This is a genomic window from Streptomyces sp. NPDC000594, assembly GCF_040299965.1.
GTDB lineage: Bacteria > Actinomycetota > Actinomycetes > Streptomycetales > Streptomycetaceae > Streptomyces.
Genome location: NZ_JBEPCY010000054.1, coordinates 1 through 20,773 on the forward strand (window position 1 = coordinate 1; position 20,773 = coordinate 20,773).

Below are 20,773 nucleotides of genomic sequence, written 5' to 3' on the forward strand. Positions count from 1 at the left end.
CTCCGACGTGAACCGGTCACCCGTGAGCTGCATACCATCACCCGAATCACCCGCAAACCGGATGATCACCCGATCCAGCCGACGAACCTCCTTCGAGCCCGTTCCGGCCGACTCCGGCTCGGCCACGTCGACGTCTACCGTGTCTACCGTCACGCTCTTCGTCCCCTTCGTGGGTCCCGGTCCGGCGGCTCGCGGCTGCGGCACGCCGACGGGCAGGACGCTAGGCACCGGGCCTTGAGGCGAACCAAAGCCCTCCCCCGCCCCCGGGGTCGGCCGGCCCCGGTGACCACGCCCCGGTGACATCCCCGTTCAGCGCTGGTCCAGGGGTTCTCCAGAACGGCCGGGAAAGCTGGGGAACGGTCGGCGGGAACGGCCCGGGCATCGGCGTTCCCCCTCCCGGCGACCGGGCACCGGACACGCCGGCCGCCGACACCGGACACACCGGCCGCCGGCGCCGACCCGCGCTCCGGCGTGTTCCCGCCCGTTCGCCCGAAGGAGCACCCCTTGCACCCCTCAGTCCCCGCCTCCCGCCGAACCCTGCTGCGCCTCGCCGCGCTGGGCACCGCGGGCGGCGCGCTCGCCGCCGTCCCCACCCGGGCCCTCGCCGCCGAACGCGCCACCACAGGCTCCGGCGACCGGGCCGCCGACCGCTGCCATCCGCCGCGGACGCTCTCCGTCCACGCCCCGCAGCTCTACCCCGAGGGCGTGGCCTGGGACCGCCGGCGCCGGGCCTTCCTGGTCTCCTCCAGTGTGCGGGGCACCGTCTCGGTGGTCCGGGCGGACGGCACCCTCACCCCGCTGGTGGCTCCCTTCGCCCAGGTCTCCGTACTGGGGCTGCACGCCGACGCCGGGCGCGGCCGGATCGTCGCCGCCTACAGCGACTACTTCCAGCGGCGGCTCGGCCTGGTCGACATCACCAAGCCCCCGGTCAACGGCGTCGGCGTCTTCGACCTGGCGAGCGGCGCGGTGCTGCGGACCATACCGGTCTCCACCGGAGCGGCCATCGAACCCCGTACCAACGATGTGACCGTGGACGACCACGGCGACATCTATGTCACCGACACCGAGGTCGACACGGTCACCCGGATCGGCCGGGACGGCGGCGTCCTCCAGGTCATCAGCGACGAGCGGTTCGCCACCGCCGAGACCGGGCCCAATGGCATCGTCCACCACCCCGGCGGCTTTCTGCTGATGGGCCGCTACTCCGGCGGCCGGCTCTTCCGGATCGACCGGCCCCGGTCGTCCCGCCCCCGGGTCAGCGAGGTCCGGATCGACCGGGTCCCCGGCTCCATCGACGGGCTGGCCCTGCGGCCCGACGGATCGCTGCTGATCGTCTCCAACGACCTGTCGACGGAGAGCCGCCGCGACTCCGTCCTGGTGCTGCGCTCCACCGACGGCTGGCGCAGCGCCCGTACCGTACGGGACCACACCTGGCCCATCGAGGACCCCACGACCGTCGCCGTGACCCCGTACGGCGACTACGTCCTCAGCGGTGGGCTCCGCGAGATCCTCACCGGGGTCCCCTCGCCCACTCCCGGCCACTTCCAGCTGCGCCGGCGCTGACGGTCCCCCGGGACACCATCCACCGGGCACCGAAGGCACCCCAACCGCACTCGTTCGACGGTGGCGGCGCTCCGCGGGCACATCTCCCGGCACGTACGCCACCCTGACCTCTCCCGGGAGTCCCGCCATGCACCGACCGCCCCCTACCCGCCCGCCCCGTTCCGAACCCCCGCCGCGCGGGCTGTTCACCGCGCTCGCCCGGCTGACCGGCACCCGGCCCAAGGCGCTGTTACTGCTCACCCTGGTGCTGCTGGCCGGGGCCGTCGTCCTCGGCGGCGGGGTGGCCGACCGGCTGCGCAGCGGCGGCAGCGGCGGGGTGGTCGACCCCTCGTCGGAGTCGTCGTTCGCGGCCGAGGCCCTGGAGCGCGAATTCCCCGCCGCCCGGCCCAATCTGGTGCTGCTGGCCGAGGCGGAAGGCTCCGTGGACGGTGCGGCGGCGGCCCGCTCCGGACGGGAGCTGGCGGCCAGGCTCGCCGCGGTGCCGCAGATCAGCGGGGTGACCTCGTACTGGGACGGCCGGGCGGCGGCGCTGCGCTCCGAGGACGGCACCCAGGCGCTGATCGTCGCCCGGATCAACGGGGACGAGCTGGCGGCGGAGCGCACCCTCAAGGACCGGATCCTGCCCGCCTTCGACGGCGACCGGGGCGCCCTGGAGATCCGGGTCGGCGGCAGTGTCGCCGTCCAGCAGGAGCAGCAGACGTTCATCAGCGAGGATCTGCTCCGCGCCGAACTGATCGCACTGCCGCTCACCCTGATCATCCTGATGGTGGTGTTCGGCAGCGCGGTCGCGGCCCTGCTGCCGATCGGTATCGGGGTCCTCGCGATCCTCGGCACCAACGCGGTGCTGCGGATCATCACCGAGTTCACCGATGTATCGGTCTTCGCCAGCAATCTGACCACGGCGCTGGGGCTCGGACTCGCCATCGACTACGCCCTGTTGATCGTCCGGCGCTACCGGGAGGAGCTGGGCACGGGCCGGGACAGCCGGGCGGCGCTCACCACGACGCTCAACACGGCGGGGCGGACGGTGCTGTTCTCGGCGGCGACCGTGGCGGTCTCGCTCGCCGCCATGCTGGTCTTCCCGCTCTACTTCCTGCGTTCGCTGGCGTACGCGGGGATCAGTGTGGTGGTCCTCGCGGCCCTCGCCGCGCTGGTGGTGCTGCCCGCCCTGCTCACCGTTCTGGGGCACCGGATCGACTCCTGGGACATCCGCAAGCTGGTCCGCCGCCGCCGTCCCGCGCCGGGCGGGGCATCGGGCGGGGCACCGGGCGGGGTCCGGCGCGAGGGCGAGGGCTGGGCCCGGCTCGCCCGGGGGGTGATGCGGCGCGCGCCGCTCGTCGCCACCGGCACCCTCGCCGTTCTGCTGCTGCTGGGCGCCCCCTTCCTCAATGTCGACTTCGGCACCGCCGACTACCGGCAGCTGCCCTCGTCGGCGGAGTCCCGGGTGGTGCAGGAGCATGTCCGTGCCGACTTCCCGGCCAGTCCGACCGGGACCGTCGACATCGTCGCCGAAGAGGCCGGCGAAGGGGCACTGGACGCCTATGCCCAGCGGCTCTCCGGGCTGCCGGGGGTGACCCGGGTGGACGGGCCGGGCGGCCGGTACACCGACGGGGAGCGCTCCGGTCCGGCGCAGCCGGCCCGTACCGCCGACGGGATCAGCCAGCTGACCGTCGTGCCCTCCCTGGAGCCCATCTCCGGGCAGGCCAAGGATCTGGTACGGGAGATCCGCTCGATCGACACCCCGTTCCCGGCCCATGTGTCGGGGACGACGGCGGCGCTGATCGACACCCAGTCGGCGATCGGCCGGGGGCTGCCCTGGGCGATCGGCATCATCGTGCTGGCCACCCTGGTCCTGGTCTTCCTGCTGACCGGCAGTGTGCTGGTGCCCGTCCAGGCGGTGCTGCTCAACGCGCTGAGTCTGACGGCGATGCTGGGCGCGGTGGTGTGGATCTTCCAGGACGGCAACTTCTCCGGGGTACTGGGCTTCACCCCCACCGGAAGCATCGAGACGGCGCTGCCGGTGCTGATGTTCTGCCTGGCCTTCGGACTCTCCATGGACTACGGGGTGTTCCTGCTCTCCCGGATCAAGGAGGAGCGGGAGCGGCAGCCCGATCACCAGTCGGCGGTGGTGGAGGGGATCCGCTCCACCGGTGGGGTGATCACGGCGGCGGCGGTGGTGCTCGCGGTGGTCATGGTGGCCATCGGCAGCTCCCGGATCACCAACACCAAGATGCTGGGGCTCGGGGTCGCGCTCGCCATCCTGATGGACGCGATGGTGATCCGTACCCTGCTGGTGCCCGCGGTGCTCAAGCTCACCGGCGCGGCCACCTGGTGGGCGCCGGGGCCGCTGCGGCGGTTCCACGACCGCTTCGGGATCAGTGAGGGCCCGCCTCCGGCCGCGCCGCCCGCGCAGGACGGCCCCGACGGCCCCGACAACGCAGCCGACGGCGACGGTGGCCCGGACGCGGCGGGCTCCCCCGGGGAGCGCACCGAGCCCCGGGTGACGGCGGGGACGGCGGGGACCGCCACCCCGGGCTGATCCGGGAGCGGTGACGGCGGTACGGGTGCGTGGGGCACCGGGTCGGTGACGGCCCGGACGCCCGGCGCACCCGTTGTCGTACGCGCCCCCCGCACGCCCCACCGGAGGGCCCCGGGCGGCGGTTTTGCCCGTGCGCAAGGGCCCGGTTCTACCGTCCGTTGCACCGCACCTCAGCGGACGCCGGGGAAGGACGGGGCGGATCGTCCTCCCGGGCCGTCACCGTGCCCGTGCGGCTGATCACCCGCGAACCGGTACGAGAAGGAGGCACCATGGCCGTCGACACGGTCGTCGTCGACTACGGAGGGGTGCTGACCAACCCGTTGGCGGAGACCTTCGTGGCCTTCGCCGAGCTGGCCGGCATCGACCCCGGGAAGCTCGCGGAGGCGTTCGCCGCCGCCACCGAGCGCCACGGGATCACCCCCATGGCCGCACTGGAGACCGGTGGGATCACCGAGCGCCAGATGGCGGAACGGATCCTGGAACTGCTCCCCGAGGAGGCCGGCCGGGTCCTGGAGAACGGACAGGGCTTCGGCGAGCTGTGGTTCCGCGGACGCCGTGCCAACGAGCCCTTCGTGGCGTATCTGCGCACCCTGCGCGCCCGGGGGTACCGGCTGGCACTGCTCACCAACAACGTCCGGGAGTGGGAGCCGCTGTGGCGGGCCCAGCTCCCGGTGGACGAACTGTTCGAGGTGGTCGTGGACTCGCACCGGGAAGGGGTCCGCAAGCCGGACCCGGAGATCTACCGCATCCTCCTGGACCGGCTCGCGGTGACGCCCGAGCGGGTGCTCTTCGTGGACGACACGGCGGAGAACTGCGCGGCGGCCACCGCGCTCGGCATCCGCTCGGTGCTCTTCACCGGGACCCCGGAGGCCATCGCGGCGGTCGACGCGGCGCTGGCGGACGGGGCGCCGGCCGACGGGGCGGCACCCGCCGGAACCCCCCTCGCGGTGGCGGGGGGTGCCCGATGACTCCCCCGCCCGTCCTGGTCGTCGGCGCCGGGCCCACCGGGCTGACCGCCGCCTGCGCCCTGTGGAGCCTCGGAGTGCCCTGCCGGGTGGTCGACCGGCGCTCCGGCCCCGGTCTCGCCCCCAAGGGCCTGGTGCTGTGGAGCGGCGCGCTGGAGTGCCTGCACCGGCTCGATGTGGCCCGGCGGATCGCCGACGAGGCGCTGCCGCTCGCCGGGGCCTCGTACTGGTCGAAGGGGCGGCGGATCGGCGGGGTCCGCTTCGGCGGGCTGCGCGGCACCGCCTTCCCCGGGCCGCTGTGCGTACCCCAGCCGGCCACCGAGCGGGCCCTGTACGCGCGGCTGACCGAGCTGGGCGGCACGGTCGAGTGGGAGACCGACCTCACCGGCGTCACCGAAGCCGCCGAGGGCGCGACCGGCGGGGCCACCGGGGACGGTGTCTCCGTGGAGCTGCGCTCCGCCAACGGGACGGAACGGCTCACGGTCCCCTGGCTGATCGCCGCCGACGGGGCCCGCAGCACGGTGCGCGAGAGCGTCGGCATCCCCTTCGAGGGGCACACCTTCGACCGCACCTTCCTCATCGGTGACGGGCTGCTGACCGGCGGGCCCGACGAGGCGGAGGTACAGCACCACATCTCCCCCGACGGGGTGCTGGTGATCGTGCCCCAGCCCCGGGGCCACCGGATCTTCTTCGACCTGGCGAGCGACGGCCGCACCGAGCCGCCCACCGTGGAGCTGCTCCAGCGGCTGCTGGACGAGCGCGGTCCGGGCGGGCTGCGGTTCCATGACGCCTGGTGGACCAGCCGGTTCCAGGTCCATGCCAAGGTCGCCCCCCGCTTCCGCGCCGGCCGGGTGCTGCTGGCGGGCGACGCGGTCCACGCCCACACCACGGCGGGCGGCCAGGGGCTCAACACCGGGGTGCAGGACGGCTATGACATCGGCTGGAAGCTGGCCTCGGTCGTCCGGGGGCAGGATCCGGCGCTCCTCGACAGCTTCGAGGCGGAGCGCCGCCCGGCCTCGGTCCGCGCGGTCCGCAACGGCGACCAGCAGATCCGGATGTGGCTGCTGCGCCATCCGCTGGCGCGTGCGGTACGGGACACCGTACTGCGGGGGCTGTCCGGGGCGGGGCTGCTGGAGAGCCGGGTGGTCCCGCTCCTGGCCCAGCTGGACCTGGATCTCTCGAAGAGTCCGGCCGTCGCCGATCTGGAGGGGGCGGCGGGCGCCCCGCGCGGGGTGCGTACGGGCCGCAGGGCGCCGGACGCCGCGCTGGTGCCGGTGCACGGCGCGACCGCGCTCACCCTCCACGGCCATCTCGCGGCGGGACGGCACACCCTGCTCGCCTACGGCGGCCGGGCCGCCGGGGAGCAGGCGGCGCGGGCCGGGACGGTGCTGCGCGACCGGGGGGCCGGTGACGCGGTGACGGTGGTGTGGATCCAGCCCCCGGGTCCGGCCGCCGATCCCGGGGCGGCCATCGCCGCGGGCTGTGACATCGCCCGTGAGGCGGACTCCGGCGGGCTGCGCGGCGGGGGCGCCGGCTGGCTCGCCTGGATCCGGCCCGACGGTGTGGTGGGCGCCCGCGCGGGGCTCACCGGGCTGGACGCCCTGCTGGACCGGCTGCCCCGGGACCCGGCGCCGCAGGTTCCGTTGGTGCGGGGCCCGGTGGTGCGGGAACCGGCACTGCGGGACCCGGTGGTACGGGCCGAGGCGCCCTCCCGCCGTCCCTGACGGCGTCCGGCTCCGGCCGCACCGTCCCGACGGCGCCCGCCCGGTCCGCCGTCCCCGACGACTTCCGCTCCGGGTCCGCCCCGATGGGCCCGCTCCCTCCCGTACCGCCGCAACCGGTCGCACCCGGCGACGGATCGCGCCGTGCGGATCCTCCATCGAAGGGATCTCCCTCACCATGTCCGTACCCACGTCTGTTCCCACATCTGTTCCCACGTCCGTTTCCGCGCCCGGGATCACCGCCGACGCCACCGGGAACGGCGCGACACCCGTACCGGAGCTGGGGCCCGGGGTGCCGATAGTGCCGCAGGTGACGGCCAAGCCGGTGGCACCGGTCGGGCTGAGCTACGACACCACCGTGCCCCGGACCCTGGTCCACCGGTCCTCGGTGGCCGAGGTGTTCGTCACCGACTCCAAGCAGACCGGCGAGGACGCCTTCGCCGTGGCGGCCCAGCTCCCCCGGGGCCATCTGATCGGCGAGGGGCCGCTGTACGACTTCACCCTGCTGCTCGAAGTGGTGCGGCAGGCGGGGGTGCTGGCCGCGCACCGCCATCTCGATGTGCCGCTGGCCTCGGCCTTCATCCTCAGCGACCTCTCCCTGCGGACCCTGGGCTTCGATCCGCTGCGGATCGGCACCAAGCCCGCGGATGTCGCCATGTCACTGGACGCGCGGCCCAAGCGGAACCGCGCCGGGCGGGTCCAGGGGTTCAGCTTCACCGGTGACATCCATGTCGACGGCGAGCCGGCCCTGATCGGCCAGGGCGGTCTGTTGATCGTCTCCAAGGCGGCCTACCGGGTGCTGCGCAGCAAGCGGCTGGTGCCCGACCACCCGGGGTGGCTGCTGCCGCGTTTCTCGCCCGCGTCGCCCGCCGCGGTGGGACGGCGGGACGAGCGGAATGTGTTCATCACCGACCCCGTCTCGGAGTCGGACCACCGGGAGTTCTTCGCCCAGCTGGTGGTGGACACCAGCCATCCGCACATGTTCGACCATCCGCTGGACCATGTGCCGGGGCATCTCCAGGTGGAGGCGGCGCGGCAGCTGGCCATCGCCTCGGTGGCCCGGCTGCACGGGCTCGACCCGTACTCGCTGGCGGTGGCCTCGATCACCACCAGCTTCACCGACTACACCGAGCTGGACCAGATCACCCGGCTGCGGGCGACGGTGGCGGGGTTCCAGTGGGACGAGCAACTGGGCACCTTCACCGTGCCGGTGGCGGTCGAGGCGCTCCAGGAGGGCCGGACGACCACAGCGCTGCGACTGGAGGTGGCACAATGGCGGTGAGCCCTCAACTCGACTGAGGGATCGGCTGGTTGGGGCTCCGGAGATCCTCGCGGCAACCCCGCACAATCGTTCTATCCAGTACCATCTCCGCCCAAAAGGTGTCGGCCAGTCGACCGAGCCCGACGGGGGACCGCATTGATACGCATCCTGCTCGCCGAAGACATGCACATGGTTCGCGGGGCACTCGTCGCACTCCTGGCACTGGAGAGCGATCTGGAGGTCGTGGCCGAGGTCGAGCGGGGGGACACCATCGTCAGCCGGGTGCTGGAGTGCCGTCCCGATATCGCCATCATCGATGTCGACCTGCCCGGCCTGGACGGACTGAGCGCCGCGGCGATCCTCGCGGAGCAGGCCCCGTGGTGCCGGACCCTGATCCTGACGAGCCTGGGGCGGCCGGGCACCCTGCGCAAGGCGCTGGCGGCCCGGGTCGGCGGCTTCCTGCTCAAGGAGGCCCCGCCGGCCCGGCTCGCGGACGCGGTCCGCGAAGTCGCCGCCGGGAAGCGGGTGATCGATCCCCAGCTGGCGCTGGCCGCCTTCGACAACGGCGAGAATCCGCTGACACCCCGGGAGATCGAGGTGCTGCGGATGGCGGCGGACGGAGCGGAGGCCGCGGAGATCGCGGTGCGGCTCTTCCTGTCGGTGGGAACGGTGCGGAACTATCTGACGACCATCGTCACCAAGCTGAACGCGCGCAACCGGGTGGACGCGATCCGGGTCGCGCGGGAGAGCGGCTGGCTGATGTGAGCCGGGCGGCCGGATGAGGGCGGCCGGACGGGCACGGTACGGGGGCCGCCGGGCAGTCCCCGTACCGTGTCCGGGGTCCGTCAGCGGGGGCCGCCCGGTGCGACCGGCGCCTCGGCCCGGAGCACGAACCAGCCCCGTTCGTCCACGCCCGAGGAGAGCCGGCCCCCGATGGCCGCCAGCCGGAACTGGAGGTTGTGCAGCCCGCTGCCGTCCCGCCCGGCGGGGCCCCGGGGGACCTCCGGCGGCTCCCGCTCCACCCCGTCGTTGGCGATGGTCAGCATCAGCACCCCGGCCGCGGTGGTCCAGCTCTCGATCCGGCAGTGCTCCGCCTTGCTGTGGCGCAGCAGATTGGTGACCGCCTCCCGCAGCACGGTCGCCATGATGGTGCTGGTCTCCCCCTCGGGCAGCTGGCCGCGGATGGCCACGGTCGCCTGGATGCCCCCGGCCTCCAGCACCGCGCGGGCGGAGACCGCCTCGGTGGCGAGGGACATGTCGCGATAGCCGCGGGCGACCGTACGGACGTCGGAGAGCGCCTGCCGGGAGATCTCCAGGATGTTCTCCAGCTCCTCCAGGGCGCGGTCGGCCTCGCAGTGCACCAGTCTGCGGGCGAGTTCGCTCTTGAGCGTGATGGCGGAGAGGCTGTAGCCGAGGAGGTCGTGGAGGTCGCGGGCGAAGCGGAGCCGCTCCTGGCTGACGGCGAGCCGGGCGAGGGCCTGCTGGGCCTCCTGGACCTCGATCACCAGATTGGCGAGCCGGCTGAGCCCGTACACGATCAGTCCGGTGAGGACGGTGGAGACGGCGATGTAGACCGAACTGACGGCGCCCTGGCCGAGCAGCGGGCCGGTGGCACAGGCGCCCGCGCCGACCGCGCCGAAGAGGACCCAGCCGAGCCGTGAGGGCAGCACCAGCAGGACGGAGGCGCCGAAGAAGCCGCCCATGCCGCCCCAGGCGAAGCCGACGGTGAAGAGCGGCAGATAGGTCAGCAGGGCCTGGAGGGCGAGGGTCCAGCGGCCGAAGCGGGCCCGGATGTGGCGCAGCCGGTGGGCCGAGTGGACCATCTGGAGCAGGAAGATCGCGACGAAGCAGGTGAGGGAGGCGACCAGGGTGAGCGGGCCGGGGCGGGCCTCCAGGATGTTGAGGATGCCGACCACGCTGAAGCCGGCCAGGACGGTGACCAGGATGCTCAGGGCCACTTGGGGCGGTGGGGCGTCGACCCCCAGGGTGCGTACCGCGGTGGAGATCGCGGGGAGGCCCACTGGCCCGCAATCGACTTCTTCGTCCGCTGTGCTGCTGCCGGCCTTGGCTCTGCCCGAGCTCGCCGTGGCTTCCATGCATTCCCCCGCGAACGGCATCAGGGAGGTCAGTTTATGTAGAGACTGCGGACTTCACCGGTGCTTTGTGGATTAGACCTATGAATTTCCCGTGCCGAGGCAGCGGTGTTGTCCGGCTTGTCGGGAAAGGTACCCAGCACGAATCCGCCGACACTCGGTTCGATCCGCCAGTCGAGTCCGGTGGCCCGGGCGGCGAGGTCGATGTCCCCGCTGCCGAGGGCGCAGGAGGCCAGACCCATCGCGGTGCCGATCAGATAGAGGTTCTGGGTGACGGCTCCGACATGCTTCAGCGTCAGGGCGTAGGCCAGACCGCTGTACTTCCAGGTGAGCCGGTGGATCCTGGAGGTGATCGTCATGACCACGGACGGCGGGTCGGTGAGCCCGGCCGCGACCCGTGCCTCGTCGAACATCTCCGCCATGGCCGAACCGGGGTCGGCGTCCCCGACCTGCACCAGGCAGTGCTCCAGCGGGGCGTAGTAGTGGATGCCCGGGGGGATTCCGGCGCAGTCCCGTACCGCCAGATAGAACTCCAGCTCATACGCGCGTCCTCCGCTGGGGTAGGGGCGGTCGGTGAAGGGGCCCTCATGGCCGTTGCCGGGGTTCTCGTGGAGGGAGCGCACCCGCAGCGCCCGGTAGAGGAACTCCCCGAGGGTGGCTGCGGAGAGCGCGCCGGAGCCGAAGGTCCGCATGGAGCGGCGTTCCTCCAGCACGGTGGTGAGCGGCGGATCGGCAGCGGGGACCTCGGCCAGCTTGGGCCGGTCGAGGAAGATCCGCGGTCCGTCGGGCAGCGGCTTGACCGCCGGGGCGGGCGCCATCCGGTCGGCGAGCGGATAGGTGGCGCCGAAGTCGGCGTCGTGCCGGCCCAGCGTGGAGCGGGTGTGGAAGAGCAGATCGACGGCGGACCAGGAGGCCAGCGCGGGGTCCTGGTCCTCGGCGAAGTCGGGGGCGGCCGTCCGGGTCGGGTCCCCGCACGGGCGCCGGGCGGCGCTCTCGCCGGAGGCGCTCAGCTCGCCGGCGGTATCGGGGGGCGGCTCGGCGGGGACGGCCATCCCGGTCGCCAGCAGATGGGCGATGATCTCCATGGTCGCCTCGACGGGCAGCGGCACCGCGTCGGCGACCTCGGCGCTGGTGATGGGGCGGCCCAGCATGCTCACCACCCAGGCGGCCTCCGGGCAGTGCAGCACCACCCGGTGGAGCGAGGTCGGCGACTCCAGGACGAACCCCTTTCCCTCACTGCGCAGAAAGGCGAAGTGGGAGAGGCGGATCGGATGGCCGGTGCCCACGGTCCCGGGGACCAGGCGGGCCGACTGCGAGATCGGCACCACGGACATCAGCAGGTGGTCGGGGCTGTCCAGGCTCAGGGAGCGCACCACCAGGTGCTGGAGCCGCTGGAGCACCATCAGGATCTCGGCGAGCGAGCCCTCGATGGGGGTGACCGTCTCGCCCTCGGCGGCCGACGACGCCACCGTGTCCGCGACGACGTTCGCCAGTGAGATGGGCCCGAGGCTCATCCGCCGCAGCGCCTCCCGGACCGTGGGCCGCGCATGGCGCAGCCGGATCTCCCCCCAGCGCCCGGAGAGCACGATGGAACCGCTCGGGCATCCCGTCTCCACGAGGACGTCCTCGCGGAGCGCCCAGAGGGAGAGACTGCGCCGTCTGCCGCGGCGCATGGTCGGGGGAGCCTCGGACGACCTCTCAACTGGCATGGGAACTCCTGAGCGGGACACGGGGGTGGGCCGGTGGGGACGGCTCATGAGGTCAGACGAACAGCGGGACGGGGTTCAGGTCGTCGTACGGGGTCGGCGCGGCCAGCCGTCCCAGCCGTACCGGTACGTCGAAGAGTCTCCCGGGGGCGAACCGGGCCCAGAAGTGGCGCAGTCCGGGTACGACGACCTTCACCACCGGGATGCCGAGGTCGGGCCTGGTCTGGTCCAGTACCAGCATCTCCAGGCCGTGGTCCTTCAGCAGGGCCACGGCGGTGTCGACGTCCTCCCTCAGATCGGTGCGGGGGCGGTACCCTCCGCCGGGTCCGGTGGGGCCGGGGCCGGTGGGGGTCCGCTCGCCCGCGGCGGGGTCGGGCAGCAGATAGGGCTGGTTGCGGACGGTCGCCCCCCACCACCAGCCGAGCGGTTCGGGGGCGACCGAGCCATAGCCGGTGCCGTCGGCGCGGGCGTCGACCACGGACGGCAGGAACTGGTTCATCTCGGTCAGGGCGCGGCGCAGGGCGATGGCGGGGTCGAAGTGGGCGCCGAAGCCGAACATGATGTCCTCGGCGGATTTGTCGGTCCGCCGGGAGAGCGCGGCGAAGACCGGGACGCCGAGGTCAGAGGTGAGGTCGAGGGCCCAGACCTCGCGGTTGAGGTCCCGGTAGACCCCGAGCAGCTCCTCGGTCCAGGAGTCGCCGAAGCCGCCGTGGGCGTCGAGCCGGACACCGGGCTGGCGGGTGCGGTTGTACCACCAGAGCGCGACCGCGTCCCGTTCGACCAGCTCCAGGAAGCCATGGAGGATGGCGTCCTCCAGGCTGCTGCCGGCGGCGTTGCCGTTGGAGTCGGCGCGCAGCGAGCGGCGGCCGGCGAGCTGGGGGACGGAGCCGTCGGGCGGTCCGGTGAAGTAGAGCATCCCGGTGGGCAGCAGCCGCTGCCGCTGTTCGGTGAGGGACCAGACGGGGGTCCAGTCGACGGGGGCGCGCTGGTCGAAGGGTTCGGGGATGTGCTGGAAGGACGAGTGCAGGGCGTTCCAGCGGTCGCGGTCGCGGAACTGCTGGGGGGCGAAGAGCTGGCAGCGGTCGGGGGAGACCGCGCTCGCGCCGAGGCCGCGCAGGGTGTCGCGGATACGGGGCTCGTCGCCCTGGAGGGTGCCGCTGTACCGTTCCAGCGCTTCGCAGAGCGCGCTGACCTCGGCCTCCAGCGGGGTGGCGCCCTTGCCGCCGCTGACCTGGCGCAGCCCCATCCGCAGCTGGGCGAGGTCGGTGGCGCCGACGGCGGGGTTGCGGCCGGAGAGGAAGCAGTGCAGCCCGGCGGGGGCGCGGGGGTCGCGGCGGATGGTGTCGACGACCCCGGTGACCGGGCTCACCAGATGGCCGTAGGCGTCCCGGGTCTGCTGGACGGAGCGGGCGCGGTGGCCGCCGGAGGCGCTGGTGGCCTTGGGCCGTGACACCAGGGTGACCGGGCGGCGCACCTGCTGGGCGACGAGCGAGGGGTCTCCGCAATCGGGGCACTGCGGACGCCTGCGCAGCTCGTGGTGGCGGGTGTCGAGGGAGAGCGTCTCCAGGGTCAGGACGGCGGACTGACCCGGGTAGCGGTATCCCGCGAGCCACTTGGCGGCTTCCAGGACGGTGAGCTGGGCGGCGCCGGTGCTGGAGGCGAAGATCCGGGCGGCGGGCCGGGGCACGGGTCCGGTGAGGCCGAGGGCGCGGCGGACGGGTGCCTCGGAGAGGCGGTGGCCGCGCAGCCGGTGGGCGAGGCAGGACCAGCACGCCCCCACGCCGGGGGTGAAGACGGGGCCGATCCAGGCGGTCGAGCCGCCGGTGCGGGCGGGCAGCCAGGGGCGCCCGGTGACCTGGTGGACGGCGTCGATCTCGCGCAGTTCGGGGTCGAGGTAGTCGTCGCAGACGACGATGGAGAGCTGTCCGGTGGCGACGGAGGCCGCGTAGTCGCGGGCGTCGACGGCGGTGGCGGCCAGTCCGCCCGAGGCGCAGGCCTCCAGGACGGGGCCGGCGTCGGCGCCGCCCACGGTCAGGACCTGCACCCGGGCGGCGGCCAGGCGCTGGAGCGCCTCGGAGCCGTCGAGTCCGGCGAGTTCCCAGTAGGCGCGGGCGGGGCCGCGGACCGGGTCGGCGGGGTCCGGGGCGGCGGTGGAGTAGCCGACGAGTCCGGCCTGGGCCAGCCGGCCGATGAGCCGGCCGGCCTGCTCGGCCGGGATCGTCCGGGCCGCTTCGCGCAGCACCGAGGGGAGGTCCCGGGTGCCGTCGAGGAGCGGTACGAGCGTTTCGATCTGGTCACCCTGGAGTGCGGTGACCCCCCGGTCGGAGAGGAGATAGGCGGCGTCGCCGGCGACGACCTCGGCTCTCAGGTGGCTGCGGAAGCCCACGCGTCTTCCTCGCGTGGACTCCGCGGCTCTGGCGGGGCGCTCCCCGTGGACGGCGGTCACCGCAGGATCGTCCGGCTCGCGGCCGATGCTGACACGGAGTCCATCTGGATGCAGAAGCAGGCGCTGGTGTGGGCCGCGACGGGGCGGGAGAGTTCCTCGATGGACAGCTCCGAGTCCAGGTCCTCGGGGAGGTCCCGGTCGTCCAGGACCACGGCGGGGGTGAAGGCGAACCCGTCGGACGCGGTGACTGTCATGGCGTCCATCTGGATGCAGTAGGTGCCGGTGGCATGGGCCGCGGCGGGGCGGGAGAGTTCCTCGATGGACAGCTCCGACACCGGGTCCGCGGGGAGGGCTGGGGCCTGCTCGCCGACGGGGAGGGTGAAGCCGAACTCGTCGAGGACGGAACGCGCGTCGGCCCGGTAGCGGTCGGCGAGCGCGGGTTCGAGCCAGGTACGGGCCATCAGCTCCACCAGCCATTCCTGGGCGAGGGCGCCGTCGCGTGCCGCCTCGGCCGCGGAGCGCTCGGCGCTCTCCGTATCACCGGCGGGACGGGGTGCGTGGAGAAGGGCCTCGTTCATCGTGTCCTCCGCGTTGACTGGGTGCGTTCGGAGCCAGGTGCCAAAGGATCGGGACACGATTCTGCGATCGGCGGTGTGCGCGGGGACAGTTACCGGCTCACGCCTCCCGTATGAGTTCTTCATGGGGCGCACCCATGAGTTCCTCATGGGCCGGACCGTCGCGGATTCATGTGGGGCCGGTGATCGGATCACTGGGGCCCGGCGGGTGCCCGATGCCATCGTTGAGGCCCCGGGAACGCAACCGGGCGGTGTGGTTGGAAGGAGAACCAGATGGAGATCCGGGTCCTGGGGCCGCTCGTCGCTCAGCTCGACCACCGGTCGGTGGTTCCGAGCGCGGCCAAACCGCGTCAGGTACTGGCCTTGCTGGCGCTGCACCCCGGCCGGGTGGTGACCGTGTCCACGCTGCTGGACGAGTTGTGGGGGGACGCTCCCCCGCGGACCGCGCCGGCGACGTTGCAGACCTATATCCGCCAGCTCCGCCGGATGCTGGCGGACGCCCTCGATCCGGCGGGTGTCCGCGGGCCGAAGGACGTGCTGTGCACCCGGTACGGGGGGTACGCCCTGGATGTGACCTCCGCCGTGGACGCGACGGAGTTCCAGCGGCTCTGCGTGGCCGGGCAGACGGCGCTGCGGGAGGGCAGGGACCATGAGGCGTCCCAGCTGCTCCACCGGGCGCTGGGGCTGTGGCGGGGTCCGGCGCTGGCCGATGTCCAGATCGGACGGGCGCTGGAGGTGGAGACGTTACGGCTGGAGGAGACCCGGCTGTGCGCGCTCGACGGCCGGATCGAGGCGGATCTGCGGCTGGGCCGGCATGCGGCCCTGCTGGGCGAGCTGACCGCGCTGGCGGCCCAGCATCCGCTGCACGAGACCGTCCACGCCCAGCTGATGCTGGCGCTCTACCGCTGCGGCAGACCGTCGCACGCGCTGAGCGCCTACCACCGGCTGCGCCGTTCGCTCATCCGTGAGCTGGCGCTGGAGCCCTCGCCCCGGCTCCAGCGGCTGCACCAGGCGATCCTGGAGGCGGATCCGGGGCTGGAGGCACCGCACCCGGCGGGCGCGGTGGCACGGTCCACGCAGTGGCTGATGACGGCTCCGGTGTAGGAGCGCCGAGGACGGAAGGGGGTTCCGGGCGCGATCGTCGCCGTGGAGCACACCGGCCCCTTCCCCACCCTTTTCCGCAGGCCGCGGCCCTGGGCAGACGCCCATGGGCCGCGGCCTGCTGTGCGCGTGCGGGGCCCGGATCCGCCGCCTCCGGCGGGCCGTCGCTTGCGGGGCACATGGTCCCATTACCGATCGTTTGGCCGCACTTAAGCAGCGGTGCCGACGCTGGGTGGGTGCCGTCCGGTTCCCCTTGTCGCGCAGACGTACGGGCCGGGCCGGTGGGCGGTTCCGCCGCTCCCCCGTCCGGATCGTGCCGGGTCTGCGCCCCGGTCCGGGCGGCACCACCACCGGACGGCCATGGGCTCCGCTCACCTTGGCCCCTGGCCGCCCGGTGGACATCGCGCACCGAGAGGAGATCCGGGCAATATGACGCGTTATCTGAGGCGTGGCGGCGTGGCGGCGGACGGGGGACGCCTCCGTTTGTTCTGCTTCCCGTACGCGGGCGGAGGGGCCTCCGCCTATGCGGGGTGGCAGCGCCGGCTCGGCGCGACGGTGGAGGTTCAGCCGGTTCAACTCCCGGGCAGGGAGGGCCGGATGGCCGAGCCGCGCTTCACCGATCTGCGGGCGCTGGTGGCCGATATCGATGAGCAGCTGGGTCCCGCCCTGGAGGGTCCGCATGTGCTGTACGGGCACAGCATGGGTGCCCTGATCGCCTTCGCGCTGGCGCAGCGGCGTCACCAGCGGGGGGCGCCGCTGCCGCTGGCGGTGATGCTGAGCGCGCACCGGGCGCCGCATCTGCCGCCGCCCCGGCTCATCGGCGGGCTGGTGTCGGACGACGATGATCTGGTACGCGGTCTGAGCCAGTTGGGCGGTCTGCCGAAGCCGCTGCTGGAGCGCCCGGAGTGGCTGGCGGCGCTGCTGCCGGTGGTCCGGGGGGATCTGATGATCTGCGCCAGCTCCGGGCAGGTGGAGCGGACGCCGGTGCCGGTGCCGATCCATACCTTCGCGGGGGTGGACGACCGGCTGGTGACGGTGCGGGAGATCCGTGAGTGGGCCTCGTACACCACCCGGGAGAGCGAGAACCGGGTCCTGCCCGGGGGGCACTTCTTCGTCCGTGAGCAGGAGGCGGTCTTCCTGGAGCACCTCTCGGGGGTGCTGCGGGGGTACGAGGACATCTCCGGCTTCCAGCAGCTGGATCTGGTGGGGGCGCCGGCGGAGTGAGACGGCGTACGGGGCGCGGTCCGGAACGTCCCCCTCCCGACGACGGGAGGGGGACGCTCTCCTGTGCCCGCGTGCCGGTACGGGGGTGGGCCCGGCGGACCGCGTGCCGGTACGGGGGTGGGCCCGGCGGACCGCTTGCCGGTACGGGGATGGGGCCCGGTGGACCGCGCGGCGGCGGTGGACCGGGCCCCGGTGGGTACGGGGATCAGCGCGCGAGCGGACCGGCACGGCCGGACCGGCACGCGGCCGGACCGGCGTGACCGGACCGGCGCGCGGCCGGACCAGCTCGCACCGGGTCAGCGCGAGGCGCCCTTGACCAGCGGCTTCTCCGGCTCGGGCGGCAGAGGTGCCGGGGCGTCCGGGGCATCCGGCGCGGCCGGCCCGGACTCCGGCGGGGTCGGCCGCCAGGAGCGCCCCGGCATCAGCACCGCCGCGACCACCACCCCGAGCGCCGCCCCCGCCGCCCCCACCGTCAGCCCCACCGCCGCCGCCGAGTCGAAGGCGTCCCGCGCGGCGGCGGCCACCTCCCCACCCGTCGCCCCGCCCACCCCCTCGGCGAACCTCAGCGCGCTGTCCAGGGTGGTCCCCGCCGCCTCGGGCAGCTCGGCGGTGGACACCTCGGCGCTGTAGCTGTGGGCGAGGACGCTGCCCACCACGGCGACCCCCAGCGCGTTCCCCAGCTCCTGCATGGTCATGTCGAGCGAGCCGGTGGCCCCGGAGCGCTCCGGCGGCACCAGGGACATCACCACATCGGTGGTGGGGCCGATGGCGAGCCCCATCCCCGCACCCGCGAGCAGCAGCCCGCCGAGGACCGCCGGATAGCCGCCGCCGGCGTGGGCGACGACCAGGATGCCCGCCGCGCCGACGCCCAGGCCCACCGCGACACTGCCGCCCGGCCCGATCCGGCGCACCACGGCGGAGCAGATCACGGTGCCGAGCAGGACGGCGAACGCGACCGGCATGACGGCGAGTCCGGCCTTGAGGGCCCCGTACCCGAGAACGAACTGCAACCGCTGGGTGAGCACGAACAGGGTGCCCGCGAGGCCGAACATCAGCAGCAGGATGCTGACGCTCGCCCCGATGAAGGGCGCCCGGCGGAGCAGCTCGAAGTCGATCATGGGGCTGGGGTGGGCGCGCTCCCACAGCACGAAGGCGACCCCGGCGACGGCGGCGACGGTGAAGCCGGTGACCGGCGCGGTGTCGGTCCAGCCCTCCTTGGAGACCCGGATGATGGCGAAGACCAGGGCGACCATGGCGGTGGTGCCGAGCAGCGCGCCGACGGGGTCCGGGCGGCGGGGCTCGGCCGCCGCCGACTCGGGCAGCAGCAGCGCCCCCGCGATCAGGACCACGGCCACCGGGACCAGGTTGACCACGAAGATGGAGCCCCACCAGAAGTGCCCCACCAGGGAGCCGCCGACGACCGGCCCGGCGGCGACCCCCAGCGCGGAGGCGCCGCTCCACAGACCGATCGCGCGGGCGCGTTCCTCGGCCGGGAAGACATGGACCAGCACGGCGAGGGTGCCCGGCATGATGAAGGCGGCCCCCAGGCCCATCAGGCCCCGGGCCGCGATCAGTTGTCCGGTGCTGTCGGCGAAGGTCCCCACCAGCGACCCGGCGCCGAAGACGGCGGCGCCCAGCAGGGTCGCCCGCTTGTGCCCGTACCGGTCGGAGAGGGTCCCGGCGGTCAGCAGCGCCCCGGCGAGCACCAGGGCGTAACTGTCCACGATGAACTGGAGTTCGCCGATGTCCGCGTCAAGACTCCGCATCATCCCGGGGATCGCCACATTGAGGAGGCCGTTGTTGAGCACGATGGAGAACAGGGCGATGGAGAGCACGCCGAGGATCCACCAGCGGCGCGGGTCCCCGGCCGCCGGTCCGTCCGTACCGGTGGGGTGCATGGTGTCGGGCCTCCAGGGTCCAGGGCGGGTCCGGAGCGGATCCGGGGCAGGCTGGGCCGCTCCACCCTCCCGGGGGCCGCTGAAGGACGCCTTGCGCCCTGCCGCCGTACGAGGGACCGGGGACCGGGCTCTAGCGGGGCTTCAGCGCGCCTCCTTACGGTGCCCTCGCCGTGCTCGGCCCGAGGCGGCGACGATGCGAAGGGAAGTGCCATGGAGGTCCCGGCACGGTTGAGGCAGGCGCGCTCGGCGCTGTTGCTGATCTTTCTCGTCCACGGCGCGGTCTTCGCCCTGCTGGTGACCAGGATTCCGGCGATCCAGGACCGTTACGGTCTCAGCGACGCCATGCTCCCGCTCTTTCTCGCCGCCGTGCCGCTGCTGGCCGGGGCGGGCAGTCTCACCGCCGTACGGCTGGTGCGCCGGGTACCGGCGACCACCGTGGTCCGGGTGGTGCAGCCGGTCCTCTGTCTGGCGGTCATCGGGGTGGGCACCGGCGACGCGGCCTGGCATCTGGCCCTGGCGCTGGCGGTCTTCGGGCTGCTGACCGGGGCGATGGAGGCCACCCTGAACATGTCGGGGGTGGCGATCGAGCACCGCTTCGGCCACAGCGTCATGCTGCGCTTCCATGGCTCCGCCAGCCTCGGCGGCATTCTCGGCGCCTCGCTGGCCTGGGCCGGAGCGCACTGGGACGTACCCCTGGGGCTGCTCTACGCGGGTGCGGTGGCCGTCCTGCTGCCGCTCGCCGCCGGGGTGGGACCACGGCTGAGCAGAGGGGTGCACGAGCGGACGGCCGCGCCGGTGCCGCGCGCCCCGGGAGGCCGGGGGGTGCCCTGGAAGCCGCTGCTGCCGCTCTGCCTGATCATGGGGGTCGCGGTGATCGCCGACTCCACGGCGACCAACTGGAGCGCCAAGTTCCTTGAGGACACCCTGCACAGCTCGGAGGCGATGGCGACCGTCCCGTACACGCTGTACATGGTGGCGACCCTGATCGGGCGCGGCTTCGGGGACGTCTGGGTGCGCCGCTGGGGTGCGGCGGCGGTGATCCGTACGGGTGCGCTGCTGGCGGCGGCCGGTTTCGCCGTGGTGGCGACGGCGCCGGGGCCCTGGTTCGGCGTGCTCGGGTTCGGAGTGCTCGGGGCGGGGCTCTCGGTGATGATCCCGCAGCTGTTCTCGCTGGGGGCCGAGGCCCTGCCGGACGCCCCGGACACGGCCATCGCCCGGGTGAACCTCTTCAACTACGTGGGCTTCCTGCTCGGTCCGCCGCTGATCGGCGCGGTCGGCGCGGGGGTCTCCTACCGGGTGGCGATGGCGGTACCGCTGGTGCTGGTGCTCACCGTGCTGCTGGTCGGGCGGTCGGTGGGGCGCGGCGGCCCGGCCCGTACCGGCTCCGACGCCGTACCCGGTCCCGTACCCGACGCCGTGTCCGGCCCTGTGCCGGCCCCTGTCCTTGTGCCCGTGCCCCTGGACGGGCCGACCGACCGCCCTGCGGCCTCGCACACCGCCGGCTGACATGCCCGCCTCGGCCCCTGTGACGGCCACGGCCCCGGACCGACCGGTCCGGGGCCATCGGTGTGCGCGGCGCGGGCGGCCGGGACCGGACCCGCGGCGGTGCGGACGGCCGGGCCCGGACGGACAGCGGTACGGACGGCGGTACGGACGGCCCGGACCGGCCCGGTCTTTTAGCCGGGCCATAGCAGTCAGGCGGACGATCCCCGCGAGGGCAGATCCCGGGGAGCCGCCGCAC

The 20,773-nt window shown here is 73.6% G+C and carries 14 protein-coding genes; 9 read left to right on the forward strand and 5 right to left on the reverse strand.

Annotation, left to right across the window (positions count from 1 at the left end; genetic code table 11):
• Nucleotides 1-504: 504 nt before the first annotated feature.
• The 6 genes from ABT354_RS36425 (at nt 505) to ABT354_RS36450 (ending at nt 8,814) form a co-directional block, all read left to right on the forward strand.
• Nucleotides 505-1,563 (forward strand): SMP-30/gluconolactonase/LRE family protein, encoded by a 1,059-nt coding sequence (locus tag ABT354_RS36425; RefSeq protein WP_351502025.1) that lies wholly within the window; start codon nt 505-507, stop codon nt 1,561-1,563.
• 127 nt (nt 1,564-1,690) lie between these two features.
• Complete coding sequence (locus ABT354_RS36430) at nt 1,691-4,102, forward strand: MMPL family transporter (protein WP_351502027.1); 2,412 nt, start codon at nt 1,691-1,693, stop codon at nt 4,100-4,102.
• 269 nt (nt 4,103-4,371) lie between these two features.
• Nucleotides 4,372-5,070, forward strand: a complete 699-nt coding sequence (locus ABT354_RS36435; RefSeq protein ID WP_351502028.1) for an HAD family hydrolase — start codon at nt 4,372-4,374, stop codon at nt 5,068-5,070.
• Complete coding sequence (locus ABT354_RS36440) at nt 5,067-6,791, forward strand: FAD-dependent monooxygenase (RefSeq protein WP_351502031.1); 1,725 nt, start codon at nt 5,067-5,069, stop codon at nt 6,789-6,791. Before ABT354_RS36435 ends, ABT354_RS36440 begins: the two co-directional genes overlap by 4 nt.
• A 175-nt stretch (nt 6,792-6,966) precedes the next feature.
• Entirely contained in the window at nt 6,967-8,070 is a 1,104-nt protein-coding gene (locus tag ABT354_RS36445; RefSeq protein WP_351502033.1) for a ScbA/BarX family gamma-butyrolactone biosynthesis protein, read from the forward strand.
• Between the two features lie 135 nt (nt 8,071-8,205).
• Nucleotides 8,206-8,814 carry a response regulator transcription factor gene (locus ABT354_RS36450; RefSeq protein WP_351502036.1) on the forward strand — a complete coding sequence of 203 codons (609 nt, stop codon included), beginning with the start codon at nt 8,206-8,208 and terminating at the stop codon, nt 8,812-8,814.
• Between the two features lie 80 nt (nt 8,815-8,894).
• Here the strand turns inward: ABT354_RS36450 and ABT354_RS36455 are convergent, their stop codons facing one another.
• The 4 genes from ABT354_RS36455 to ABT354_RS36470 form a co-directional block, all read right to left on the reverse strand.
• Nucleotides 8,895-10,070: a sensor histidine kinase gene (locus tag ABT354_RS36455; RefSeq protein WP_351502038.1), complete on the reverse strand. Its 1,176-nt coding sequence runs from the start codon at nt 10,068-10,070 to the stop codon at nt 8,895-8,897.
• Nucleotides 10,071-10,174: 104 nt separating this feature from the next.
• Nucleotides 10,175-11,851, reverse strand: a complete 1,677-nt coding sequence (locus ABT354_RS36460) for a SagB/ThcOx family dehydrogenase (RefSeq protein WP_351502040.1) — start codon at nt 11,849-11,851, stop codon at nt 10,175-10,177.
• A 52-nt stretch (nt 11,852-11,903) separates the two neighbouring features.
• Nucleotides 11,904-14,294, reverse strand: a complete 2,391-nt coding sequence (locus ABT354_RS36465; RefSeq protein WP_351502042.1) for a TOMM precursor leader peptide-binding protein — start codon at nt 14,292-14,294, stop codon at nt 11,904-11,906.
• Complete coding sequence (locus ABT354_RS36470; protein WP_351502044.1) at nt 14,291-14,812, reverse strand: TIGR04351 family putative TOMM peptide; 522 nt, start codon at nt 14,810-14,812, stop codon at nt 14,291-14,293. The genes ABT354_RS36465 and ABT354_RS36470 overlap by 4 nt, the downstream gene beginning before the upstream one ends.
• A 270-nt stretch (nt 14,813-15,082) precedes the next feature.
• Between ABT354_RS36470 and ABT354_RS36475 the strand changes: the two genes are divergently transcribed.
• Nucleotides 15,083-15,913, forward strand: coding sequence for an AfsR/SARP family transcriptional regulator (locus ABT354_RS36475; protein WP_351502046.1), 831 nt, complete (start codon nt 15,083-15,085; stop codon nt 15,911-15,913).
• 426 nt (nt 15,914-16,339) lie between these two features.
• Nucleotides 16,340-17,134 carry a thioesterase II family protein gene (locus ABT354_RS36480; RefSeq protein WP_351502048.1) on the forward strand — a complete coding sequence of 265 codons (795 nt, stop codon included), beginning with the start codon at nt 16,340-16,342 and terminating at the stop codon, nt 17,132-17,134.
• A gap of 296 nt (nt 17,135-17,430) precedes the next feature.
• Here the strand turns inward: ABT354_RS36480 and ABT354_RS36485 are convergent, their stop codons facing one another.
• Entirely contained in the window at nt 17,431-19,032 is a 1,602-nt protein-coding gene (locus ABT354_RS36485; RefSeq protein WP_351502050.1) for an MFS transporter, read from the reverse strand.
• Nucleotides 19,033-19,242: 210 nt separating this feature from the next.
• Here ABT354_RS36485 and ABT354_RS36490 point away from each other — a divergent pair, with 210 nt between their 5' ends.
• Nucleotides 19,243-20,538: an MFS transporter gene (locus ABT354_RS36490; RefSeq protein WP_351502053.1), complete on the forward strand. Its 1,296-nt coding sequence runs from the start codon at nt 19,243-19,245 to the stop codon at nt 20,536-20,538.
• The last annotated feature ends 235 nt before the right edge of the window (nt 20,539-20,773 follow it).

What these genes read in the sequence shown, in the direction of transcription:
- ABT354_RS36430 (WP_351502027.1), top strand. Translation starts at nt 1,691, where the DNA reads ATGCACCGACCGCCCCCTACCCGCCCGCCCCGTTCCGAACCCCCGCCG.
- ABT354_RS36435 (WP_351502028.1), top strand. Translation starts at nt 4,372, where the DNA reads ATGGCCGTCGACACGGTCGTCGTCGACTACGGAGGGGTGCTGACCAAC.
- ABT354_RS36440 (WP_351502031.1), top strand. Translation starts at nt 5,067, where the DNA reads ATGACTCCCCCGCCCGTCCTGGTCGTCGGCGCCGGGCCCACCGGGCTG.
- ABT354_RS36445 (WP_351502033.1), top strand. Translation starts at nt 6,967, where the DNA reads ATGTCCGTACCCACGTCTGTTCCCACATCTGTTCCCACGTCCGTTTCC.
- ABT354_RS36460 (WP_351502040.1), bottom strand. Translation starts at nt 11,851, where the DNA reads ATGCCAGTTGAGAGGTCGTCCGAGGCTCCCCCGACCATGCGCCGCGGC.
- ABT354_RS36470 (WP_351502044.1), bottom strand. Translation starts at nt 14,812, where the DNA reads ATGAACGAGGCCCTTCTCCACGCACCCCGTCCCGCCGGTGATACGGAG.
- ABT354_RS36475 (WP_351502046.1), top strand. Translation starts at nt 15,083, where the DNA reads ATGGAGATCCGGGTCCTGGGGCCGCTCGTCGCTCAGCTCGACCACCGG.
- ABT354_RS36480 (WP_351502048.1), top strand. Translation starts at nt 16,340, where the DNA reads ATGACGCGTTATCTGAGGCGTGGCGGCGTGGCGGCGGACGGGGGACGC.
- ABT354_RS36485 (WP_351502050.1), bottom strand. Translation starts at nt 19,032, where the DNA reads ATGCACCCCACCGGTACGGACGGACCGGCGGCCGGGGACCCGCGCCGC.
- ABT354_RS36490 (WP_351502053.1), top strand. Translation starts at nt 19,243, where the DNA reads ATGGAGGTCCCGGCACGGTTGAGGCAGGCGCGCTCGGCGCTGTTGCTG.